At 45.1% G+C, this 10,494-nt stretch carries 10 protein-coding genes; 5 read left to right on the top strand and 5 right to left on the bottom strand.

Features of this window, described 5'->3' with window-relative positions; all coding sequences use genetic code 11:
- Both JXA84_03635 and JXA84_03630 read left to right on the top strand, forming a co-directional pair.
- Positions 1–315, top strand: a 315-nt coding sequence (locus JXA84_03635; GenBank protein ID MBN1150298.1) for a transposase, incomplete at its 5' end; no start/stop codon positions are given.
- Positions 316–408: 93 nt separating this feature from the next.
- Positions 409–1,452, top strand: a complete 1,044-nt coding sequence (locus tag JXA84_03630; protein MBN1150297.1) for a phosphotransferase — start codon at positions 409–411, stop codon at positions 1,450–1,452.
- A gap of 139 nt (positions 1,453–1,591) precedes the next feature.
- On the opposite strand, the gene JXA84_03625 is transcribed toward JXA84_03630, so the two are convergent.
- A complete protein-coding gene (locus JXA84_03625) occupies positions 1,592–2,338 on the bottom strand; it encodes a class I SAM-dependent methyltransferase (protein MBN1150296.1) in 747 nt (248 codons plus the stop codon).
- A 283-nt stretch (positions 2,339–2,621) separates the two neighbouring features.
- Here JXA84_03625 and JXA84_03620 point away from each other — a divergent pair, with 283 nt between their 5' ends.
- Positions 2,622–3,860 (top strand): M48 family metallopeptidase, encoded by a 1,239-nt coding sequence (locus JXA84_03620; GenBank protein ID MBN1150295.1) that lies wholly within the window; start codon positions 2,622–2,624, stop codon positions 3,858–3,860.
- Positions 3,861–3,862: 2 nt separating this feature from the next.
- Here the strand turns inward: JXA84_03620 and JXA84_03615 are convergent, their stop codons facing one another.
- On the bottom strand, positions 3,863–4,081 hold the full coding sequence (locus JXA84_03615) for a transcriptional coactivator p15/PC4 family protein (GenBank protein MBN1150294.1): 219 nt from the start codon (positions 4,079–4,081) through the stop codon (positions 3,863–3,865).
- Positions 4,082–4,254: 173 nt separating this feature from the next.
- Here JXA84_03615 and JXA84_03610 point away from each other — a divergent pair, with 173 nt between their 5' ends.
- Together JXA84_03610 and secA are read left to right on the top strand one after the other, a co-directional pair.
- Complete coding sequence (locus JXA84_03610) at positions 4,255–4,824, top strand: hypothetical protein (protein MBN1150293.1); 570 nt, start codon at positions 4,255–4,257, stop codon at positions 4,822–4,824.
- Entirely contained in the window at positions 4,821–8,051 is a 3,231-nt protein-coding gene (gene secA / locus JXA84_03605; protein ID MBN1150292.1) for a preprotein translocase subunit SecA, read from the top strand. The genes JXA84_03610 and secA overlap by 4 nt, the downstream gene beginning before the upstream one ends.
- A 9-nt stretch (positions 8,052–8,060) precedes the next feature.
- Here the strand turns inward: secA and JXA84_03600 are convergent, their stop codons facing one another.
- The 3 genes from JXA84_03600 to JXA84_03590 form a co-directional block, all read right to left on the bottom strand.
- Entirely contained in the window at positions 8,061–8,714 is a 654-nt protein-coding gene (locus tag JXA84_03600; GenBank protein ID MBN1150291.1) for an SUMF1/EgtB/PvdO family nonheme iron enzyme, read from the bottom strand.
- Entirely contained in the window at positions 8,669–9,958 is a 1,290-nt protein-coding gene (locus JXA84_03595) for an HD domain-containing protein (GenBank protein MBN1150290.1), read from the bottom strand. Before JXA84_03595 ends, JXA84_03600 begins: the two co-directional genes overlap by 46 nt.
- The coding region (locus tag JXA84_03590; protein MBN1150289.1) for a 4Fe-4S binding protein at positions 9,955–10,494 on the bottom strand (540 nt) is incomplete at its 5' end. The genes JXA84_03590 and JXA84_03595, both read right to left, overlap by 4 nt.

The following is a 10,494-nucleotide window of genomic DNA, read 5'->3' as shown; positions in this document are numbered from 1 at the left end:
CGAAAACTGGATACTATATATCCTTTTGTCTGGGTAGACGCGTTGTATGAAAAGATCAGGGACAATGGCCATGTAATTTCAATGGCAGTACTTGTAGTACATGGAGTAAACAGCTCAGGAAAAAGGGAGATATTGGCAATAGAGCCTATGTATCAAGAGACCGAGGATAATTGGCGGCTGATATTCAAAAACATAAAAGACCGTGGAGTCAAGAAGGTATGTTATATTGCTTCAGATGCGCATGAAGAAATCCAAACCGCAGTGAAGAAGGAGTTTTTAGGCTGCAGCTGGCAAAGATGCAAGGTTCACTCCTAATTTTTCAGCGACAGTGACCTCAAAGCGAAGAGGTAATTTACTATCGAGTAAGGCTAATAGTATAATTTTTAAAAGAGCGCGTTAAAATGTATCATGAAAAATTTTGAAGAACTTTCAAATCTCGGTCGAATCCGAAGAATTAGAGGATTGGCACAATTAGCTCTGGACGCTTACGGATTATCCAACACCCGCATCAAATTTCTAAGACAGGCCGGAAATACCATCTTCAGGATTCATGAAATCAAACCCAAATCAAGCACAAAAGATAACTTGTATGTTCCGGGTCAATATATGCTAAGGGTTCACCAGCACGGCTATCAAACACCTGAGGCAATCGAATTGGAACTGGCATGGCTCGCGTCTATGCGCAGGGATGCCAATCTTCCGGTGCCGGAACCAGTCCCGACATTGGATGGCAAATTATTTACTCGCGTCTTGATTCCCGGGATACCAGAGGAACGCATTTGCTCGCTCCTCCGGTGGATTAAAGGTCGTTCAGTCGTAAAAAATATTCGATCCTGCCACTTTAAAGCACAGGGGCAACTTATGGCTGGGTTGCATAATCATGCCTCGCATTGGGATCCCCCCGCAAATCTCTCAAAACGAAAATACGATTGGGTCGGGCTGTTTATGGAAGGTGGCGGAGCCGGTATTCCTGCAAGCGAAGCCTGGTCTCTGTTGCCGCAGAAATACGTAAAACCTTTCGAAATTGTTTCCAGTAAAATGAAAGTGGCAATGGACGGGTGGGGTAAAAGCCCCAATGTATATGGACTTATCCATGGAGATCTCGGTTTGGATGCTAACGTGCTTTTCTGTGGCAAAGAAGCGCTGGCCATAGACTTTGATGATTCCGGTTTTGGGTATTACATTTACGATCTGTCCCTAGCGCTGGAACACTGCCAGGAAGATGTAAAACTGCCTCGGTTCCGGGAGGCTCTACTCGATGGATACACCCGGATACGCCTCTTACCTGAGGAGCAACTGAAGCATATTGATCTCTGTCTGGCGTCTTTTTGGGTCTTCTGGAGCCTTTGGGCTGTAGCAGAAGCCCAGTGCAATCCAAAATACCGTAAAATACTTTATAAACGGATGGATTTGTATTACAAACGCGTTGAACGCTTCATCGCAAGAAATTGAAAAACAAAACGGTAATGGTGGTTGAACCACTAATATATACAGGCATCCAGGATAGCCATCACCTCGGACAGTAATTCATCACCGCCGTACTCAATTCGTTTGGCTCGACGGGCGCGGTAATTTTACGGCAGTCCCCTCATCACCGCTTCATTAAAGCAAACACGCCCCAGCCCATATATTCACGCGTGTAAGCGGCGTAGCGCACTGGTTCCGAGGTCAGTTTGTCTCGAACTTCTTTCGCGAACTCGTCGCCGGGATTGGCTTCAAGCCAACGGCGCATGGTGAGCCATTTTGCCGCCTCATATCTGTCCCAGCAGTCTTGGTTGGCCAGGACCATTTCAACTACGTCGTAACCAAGACGGTCGAAAGACGCGAGTAGTTCCGGTAGCATGAGAAAGTCTGAGATTGAGCGTGCAAGACAGCCCTTGGCGATATCTTCCGTAGGCGGCTTCTGCCGCCAGTAGGGCTCGCCGATGAGGATGATCCCTCCGGTGCGCAGGCTACTCGCAAGAAGCTCGATAGTGCCGGCGACTCCCCCGGCGATCCAAGTAGCACCGACACAGGCCGCCACGCTGACTTCCTCGTCGGATACAAAGCCCGCGGCATCGCCGTGTATGAACTTGACTCGATCGGCGACACCGAGTTCCTCAGCGCGGAGTTTCGCCTTCTCAGTATATAACTCGCTCATGTCGATGCCGGTGCCGATGATGCCGTAGTCCCGCGCCCAGGTGCACAACATCTCCCCCGACCCGCTGCCCAGGTCGAGTACTCGGTCTCCCGATTTCAGACGCAGTGCTTCGCCGAGAGCAGCGAGCTTTTCCGGTGTGATCGGGTTGTGTATGCGGTGATCACTCTCTGTGATGTTGAAAATCCTTGGAATATCCAATTTAAAAATCTCCTTTCGGGTGTTAATAAATTCAGTTTCTGTCCATCGTAAAATTAGGTCTATTATTATAAACAGCAAACTCAGGATGTTTAACTAAAAATAATAGAACCCTGCCAAACTTAAGCTAAATAACAGCACTAAATCTTTACGTTTATCTTGTCTGAAAAATATGATAATAATCGCGTATGTTTTTATATTGCAAAATCAATTTTCATGATTTCATAGACAAAAAATCTCCGGAAAATTCAAACTCGCAGATGTCGAGATACAAAAGGAAAGCACCATGAAAACAGTTTATCTTTTAATGTTTCTGTTCATAATAATCGCCGGTTGTGTGTTGGAACTCACTGTGGATTTCTTGAGGATACGATCGTCAAAAAAGCAGATACCCGACGAATTCAAAGGTTATTTCGACGAGGAAAAACAGCAAAAGTACCGGGAGTACAAGAAAAAAACATCCATATTTTCTATCTTCAGCAACACGGTATCAACTTTCGCGATTCTTGCTGTAATAATTTTTGGAGGGTTGAATTTCGTCGATATTTTCGCCAGAAATTTTAAACTAAACGAGGTCTTCACGGGAGTAATTTTTTTCTTCTCCCTTTTTCTCATCTCATCCGTATTCAACATTCCATTTTCATATTATTCACAGTTTAAAATAGAAAACGACTATGGGTTCAACAAAACGACCCGCAAAACTTTTATTCTCGACCTTCTCAAAGGCCTTTTGCTTTCTATAGTCATAGGAATACCTGTTACGGGCCTTGTTCTTTTCTGTTTTATCAAAATCGGTAATTTATCCTGGCTGATCGCCTGGGGCGCTGTCACTTTGATCCTTTTTGCCCTGAACTGGGTTTTTCCTGTGGTCATCTCCCCTCTTTTCAACAAGTTCACCCCTGTCGAGAACGAAGAACTTGAAAAAATAATTTTTGACTACGCCAAAAAATTCAACTTTTCATACAGCGGAGTTTATAAAATGGACGGGTCGAAAAGGACGACAAAGCCGAACGCATACTTCGCCGGTTTCGGGAAGACCAAGAGAATAGTCCTTTATGACACGCTCTTGGAAAAGCTGGACAACGAAGAAATATTGACGGTCCTCGGGCACGAAATGGGGCACTACAAGAAAAAACACATACTGTCCAATATGCTGTTGATGTCGGGTCAGAGTTTTCTGATGTTCTTCCTGCTGTATCTTTTCATCAGAAATCCCTACACGGTGAGCGCCCTCGGCCTGGAAAATTTCTCGATTTACGGCGCAATGACTGCTTTTGCTATAGTGTACATGCCGCTTTCTTTGATACTTTCAGTCCTGATGAATTTTTTATCAAGGAAATTCGAATACCAGGCCGACAGGTTCGCAGTCGAATCAACCGGGAAAAGTGATATTTTCATTGAAGCCCTGAAGAAAATTCATATCTCAAGCTTCGGCAATCTGACACCGCATTTCTTCGACGTGCTGATCAACTACAACCACCCGCCGGTCATCAAGAGAATTGAAGCCGTCATGAAGACGGCGTAAAATCAATCGGCGTGGGTTTCTTTGTCGTACTGATTCTTTATTTCTGAGATTATCTCCAAAAGGCTGTCGAGATTTTCAGGGTGTATCGTAACCCCTTTTTTTGAAGGTTTCCACTCACCCTCTGACTGGTAGTAAGTTCTTATATCGAGATATTTTTTCTTTTTGTATTCTTTCATCTCGATTTGTATCTGCTCCAAAGAACTTTTCTCAATTATGCCCATTTTTTTCTCCTTTTTTGTCAAGATATGTAAATGTAGATAAAAAACGTAATTTGAAACTTTTCAAAAAAATACTTTTTTTATCTTCGCAAAAAAATTAGAATATAATAATTATTATGTTTCCATGCAAGAAAAATTTTTTAGCGAAGTTTGTAGAAATTTCGGGATTAATTTCTTTGAAAAAAGAAATAGCCTTGAAAAAAGACATAGTCGTGCCGCTTCCGGTCTTCATAATCAGGGCTATAGCCCTTTCTGTAAAAGATTTTCCGGAACTTATGGGCACGCATGGTATATTTTTCAAACATTTCCCGGAGTTGATAATTTCTGTGGAGGATAAAGGAATATTGCACAAACCTCAAGAAACAGAGCTTTTCTCTCTTCACCAGTGGTACGAAGAATCTACTTGTTCAGGAAACAAGATTTCCATGATCGAAAGGATTCAAAGCGTAATAAGCCCCAAAAAAGCCGCGAATCGGTTCGGGACGGTGACTGTATTTTTCCCCGGCAAAAGAGGCGTCGATATCGCTCAGACCGACTGCAGGTCTTCACTTTGTTTCGGCATAGGATCAGTCACGCCTCTATGGACAGACACGGAAAGCGAACACTCGACACGCCTCTGGTGGACATGGATAACACTTTTGGCGCCTCTGAGCCTGGATTATAAACTTCTCGGAAAATTGCTCCAGTCAGTAGGTCAGAGAATTCAAGAAGCCGATTTTCCGGAAATAGTTGGAGTTGATGAATGAAAACACCAGTTAAATTGTTTAGAAAATTTGTCAAGACAAAAAATGAAAGAGAAGTGGCGAAAATCTTCCAGAATGCATCCCGTATAAACGCCATTTACGAAACCCTGAAATCCAAAAATCTTCCCGCCATGACCGAGGAATTCCGCCGTGAAATAAAAAACAGGACAAAATCATACGATTCATCCATAGCCGATGTCCGGGAGAAGATCAAGATTTCTCAAAATTCCACAGAAAGAGCCGATCTGAAGGAACAGCTTAAAAAACTCGAAAAATCGAGGTTTGAAGCCGAGATGAAATATCTCGACGAGATCATGCCGACCGCCTTCGCGATGGTAAAAGAGTCCTGCCGAAGGCTCAAAGGCAGACAAATCGACGTGATGGGGCACAAAATAACATGGGAGATGATACCCTACGATGTCCAGTTGATAGGCGCAGTCGTCCTTCATCAGGGAAAAATCTCCGAAATGGCTACCGGAGAAGGCAAGACCCTCGTCGCGACTATGCCGGTCTACCTCAACGCGATACCCGGACACGGGGTTCACCTTGTCACGGTCAACGACTACCTCGCAAAAAGAGACAGCGAGTGGATGGGAAACATTTACACCGAACTCGGCATGACTGTGGGCTGTGTTCAATCGAGCATGACTTTTGAAGACAGAAAAGTCCAGTATTCCGCCGATATAACATACGGGACAAACAACGAATTCGGATTTGACTACCTAAGGGACAACATCGCCATACATCCTGAAAACAGAGTTCAAAGAGGACACTACTACTGTATTGTCGACGAAGTCGATTCGGTTCTCATAGACGAAGCGAGAACCCCCCTCATAATTTCCGGCCTCGTTGAAACTGATAAAAAAGACACGATATACCAGGATCTAAATCCCTCCGTAGAGAGAATCGTAAGGCTCCAGAACAACCTTTTAAACCAGCTCATCACGGAAGGGGAAAAACTTTTCGAAGAAGGCGACCGGGAAAAGGCAGGCGTAAAATTTCTTATAGCAAAAAATGGAAATCCGAAGTTTAAAAGACTTATGAAACTTCAGCAAAAAACCGGAATCACCTCGCTCATCGATGACACAGAGAAAAAAATCATGGCTGAAGACGGAATGAGTAAGTCGAAAAAAATGCCGATCCTGCTCGAGGAGCTCTATTACACACTCGACGAAAAAGGGCAGACAATAAACATATCCGAAAAAGGCAGAAAAGCAATTTCTCCCAACGACCTGGAATTTTTCACCCTGCCTGATATAAGCATCCTTTTGAAAAAAGTTCAAACCGACTCTTCGCTTTCTTTGGAAGAGAAAGTGAAGCAGGAAGACGAAATCCACAGGCTCTACGCCGAAAAAAGCGAAAAAATCCACGCCGTAAACCAGCTTCTCAAGGCGTATTCGCTTTTCAACAAAGACGACGAATACGTAGTCGTGGATAAAAAAGTAATGATTGTAGACGAGTTCACCGGCAGAATTCTCGCTGGCAGAAGGTATTCAGACGGCCTTCACCAAGCCCTTCAAGCCAAAGAGAATGTGCCTATTGAAGCCGAAACCCAGGTTATAGCTACAATAACAATACAGAACTATTTCAGAATGTACACAAAACTCTCCGGTATGACCGGAACAGCAGAGACAGAATCCAGGGAATTCCACAAAATATACGGCTTGGATGTTGTAGTCATACCTACGAACGAACCTGTGAGAAGAATCGACTACAACGATAAGATCTACAAAACTCGAAACGAGAAATTCAACGCTGTAATTGAAGAAATCCAGAGAATCCACGGAGATGGAAGGCCCATACTCGTGGGCACGACATCCGTCGAGACCTCTGAAACCCTTTCCAGAATGCTCAAAAGGGTCGGAATCAACCACGAAGTCCTGAACGCGAAACAGCACCAGCGTGAAGCCGAAATAGTCGCTTATGCAGGCCAGAATGGAAAAGTCACAATCGCGACAAACATGGCAGGAAGAGGAACGGACATAAAACTTGCCCAGGGAATAGTCAAAAGCCCCGGGGGATGTCTTATACACCACAAAGGCCTGGAGAAATGCACATTTTCAAAAAGCGCGAAAAAATGTCTGGAAAACATGCCCTGCGGTCTGCACATCATCGGCACTTCGAGGCACGAGTCGAGGAGGATAGACCGCCAGTTGAGAGGCAGATCCGGCAGGCAGGGTGACCCCGGGTCTTCAAGGTTTTACCTTTCCCTCGAAGACGATCTTATGAGACTTTTCGGGTCAGAAAAGATCGCCCGAATAATGGACCGCTGGGGAGCTAAAGAAGGCGAAGTCATAGAACATCCCTTCGTAAACAAAACCGTTGAAAACGCACAGAAGAAAGTGGAGACTTTCCACTTCGACATAAGGCAGAGAGTTCTAAAATACGACGATGTTCTAAACGAACAAAGAAACACCATATACGAAATGAGAAACATAGTTCTCGAGGGGTGGGACCTCAAGGGCTTCATAAGAGACAAGAGAAACAAAGTCGCCTCATACATCGTCGAGCAATACCTTGGGGAAGGATTTTCGACAGCGGATTATCCGGGTTTCAGGGTGGAAACCGCGCGTCATTTCGGCCCTGTTCAGGTAAAACCTTTTACCAACGAGACTACAGCCGATCAGGTACTCCAAGAACTCATAAAATCAGCCGAGGAGATATACCAATATCTGGAAAAAACCGTCACAGAAGAGAGAATGAGGGAGATCGAGAGGTTTATCAGCCTGATGATAATCGACGAATTTTGGAGAAACCACCTCTACGAAATGGAAGCTCTGAGGGAAGGAATCGGCTTGAGAGGTTACGCCCAGAGGGACCCTCTGATAGAATACACCATAGAGGCGCAGACCCTTTTCAACGAAATGCTGTTTGAAATCGACAGAGAGATCGTAAAAAGACTTTACCATCCGAGGATACAGCCCCAGGAGAGAAGATCTCCCAAATCAATCCAGACTGTCAAAAATGATTTTTCCATGAACCCACAACCCAACGCCCAGGGTAAAAGGCCTGCTCAATCCCGGCCGCAGACAGTCGTCTACAAGTTCAAAAAACCCGGCAGAAATGATACCTGCCCTTGCGGAAGCGGAAAAAAATACAAGGACTGCCACGGTCAGGGCGACGGCATGCCTAAAAATCCTACAGAGGAAAAACTGTTTTTGTTGTATTTTGAAGACCCTCAGGAATGGGAGAAAAAGACAGGCGTCAAGCTTAAAACCAAGGCAAAATAGGCAAAAATATCATTTTTGGTCAAAATACCTCGTAACTTTGTTTTGCGAATAGTTGCCGCGAACAACTCTGAAAGCGGTTCTGTAATCTCCTTCAAAGGCTAAAATCAGCGCTAACGGCTTCCCTTCAACGAGGGCTTTTGAAGAATCCGAAGATCCACCGACGGCGATTCTGTAAGACCATATAAATTCCGGATTTTCAAAATCAGCCCTGCCGTCTGGTTTGAAAGGCAATGATTTTTCGGTCTCGGTCAACTGCCAGAAACATCCTCTCAGGCAGACAATTCCGGACTTTTCGAGTTCTTCTTCCATAGACAAAAGATTCTCCCATTCTTCCAGCGTCAAAAGCCTGAAACCTTCAGTGTCCAGATTGTCGGGGTTGACCGGGTCTTTTGCTATGTCGTAAGCCGGGGAAAAACCGTTCAATTCGCTCAGATAATTGCAGAAAGCCGCGGCTTCGACAAAACTGACGTTAAAAACCGGTCCTTCCGGATTCTCCATCTCTTCCGCAAACTCGTCTCCCCTGGACCTGTAGGGTTGAATCTGAGACACAGAGACGAATTTTTTTTGGACCCAGAGTTCCCTGCCCTCTTCAAAAGATACCTTTACAAGATCGATCTCTAATTCATCCAAAGCGATAGCTGTCCTCTTTTTTCGTTCGGCAATTCGTTTTTCAGGCCAATCTCTTGTTCACACGATTCTCCTGCCCTGTCCCGGAGGCTTTCTGCTTCAGGAGATATAAAAAGGTAGATGCTCCAAAGATTTTTGTGTTTGTGTTCGAGGGCGGAAATATCCGGATTTTCCATTTCGTTGAGTTTACAGTGTTCGTTCTTGTTCAAAAGAACATTCACACTGGCTTCTTTCAGGTACATTTGGGGAGGAGGACAGTACAGGGCTATCTGCCAGGAGGGCAATTTGAGTTTTTTCGCGATTTTGTTCTCAATTTTTTTTCTCACCCCTCCCTTGTCCAGGTAAAGCTCACTCGCCCTGTCCTCTTTTATGTCCCTTGTCCTGTGCAGAAAGCATCTTTTGTAGAGTTTTCTCTTCTCGTATAAATCGATTATGGATTCAGTTCCGTTTTCGCCTCTTCCGAACTTTTTGATCTCATGCAGCACTTCTTCGTCACCGAGGGTCAAAAAATTCTTCTCTTCGAACCCCGCGGAAAATGCTCCTTCTACCGCTTTTGAAACCATAACCGAACAGGCGATTTTTGAATGGTGATAATAAATCCGCTCTGTCATGAAATATCTCGACCTCAAAAGGTTTACTGTCTCTGAAAAAGCGTCGTTTCTGAATATTCCATCTTTGAAAAGCTCTATGACGAGTCTTTTCCCGTCAACGGCGAAATACCTCAAAACGCGCCGGTCATACCCTATTTTCATTCCGCAGAAATAAGCGTCTCGCGCGAGGTAATCGAGAAGATCGGCTGAAATGGCTCCCCTGACTATTTCAGACCGGTAATCATCCTCGTCGCCGAAAAGGGTTTCTTTTACCTTTTCCGCCATCCCTTCCCTGCCGAGAATTTCTCCTATTTCGCTTTCCTCCACGAAATAAGACCATCTCCTGATGTTCAAATCGTGTCTTGGAAATATTCTCCTCTCGTCTTCCAGAGTGTGACCGAAAGGTATGTGGGTGATGTCGTGCAGAAGAGCCGACATTCTCACCAAAACCCTGTCTTCATCCGTGAAACGAAAATCCTTTTTCTCTATATTCTCCATCATGGACTGAGCGCAGTGCAGGCATCCGAGGCTGTGGTCGAACCTCGTGTGCAGGGCTGTGGGGTAAACAAGATGCGCGCAGCCCAGTTGTTTTATTTTTCTGAGCCTTTGAAACGCCTTTGTGTCGATCACCTCGATTTCAAGCGCTGAAAGCTCAATGTCACCCCAGACCGCGTCTCTCACTATTTTCATTTGACCTCTTCCAGCTCGTAGGAATTTTTTCCTAACCCAATCTCTTCGGCGTAATCCAGCGTTTTTTCAAAAAAAGTGTTTGGGTGGACATCTTTGAAAATATCGTGTCCGGCATTTTGCAAAACGGCGTCAAAACACGCTCTGTCGACTGCCACAGGATCGGTCGACATAAACCATCCCAAATCTTCCATCATTGGCGCACCGGCATCCGAAACGCAATCGCATTCAGGGGTCACCGATAAGAGGCCGTTTATGAAAACCGAACTGTTTTCTTTTCCAAAAATCGCAGCTTTACCGCCTTCGGCAAGCTTTTGGGCGAAGTTCTCAGGCTTTGAATTCCAGAGTATTTTTATCACTCCCTCCGGACAAGCTGTGATGCATTCCCCGCAACCGACGCACTTTTCAAGATCAAAAACAGGGCCGTCCTCTTCCAGGAAAACTGCTGACTCAGGGCAGGAATCCACGCAGTAACCGCAATGCAGGCAGGTTCTGTCAAGTCTTCTCTCAGGCACAACATCGGCGTGCATCATTTGCTT

The organism is candidate division WOR-3 bacterium (assembly GCA_016926475.1).
GTDB lineage: Bacteria > SDB-A > SDB-A > SDB-A > SDB-A > JAFGIG01.
Note: the sequence above shows the minus strand (reverse complement) of the source record. Positions and strands in the feature narration are given on the sequence as shown.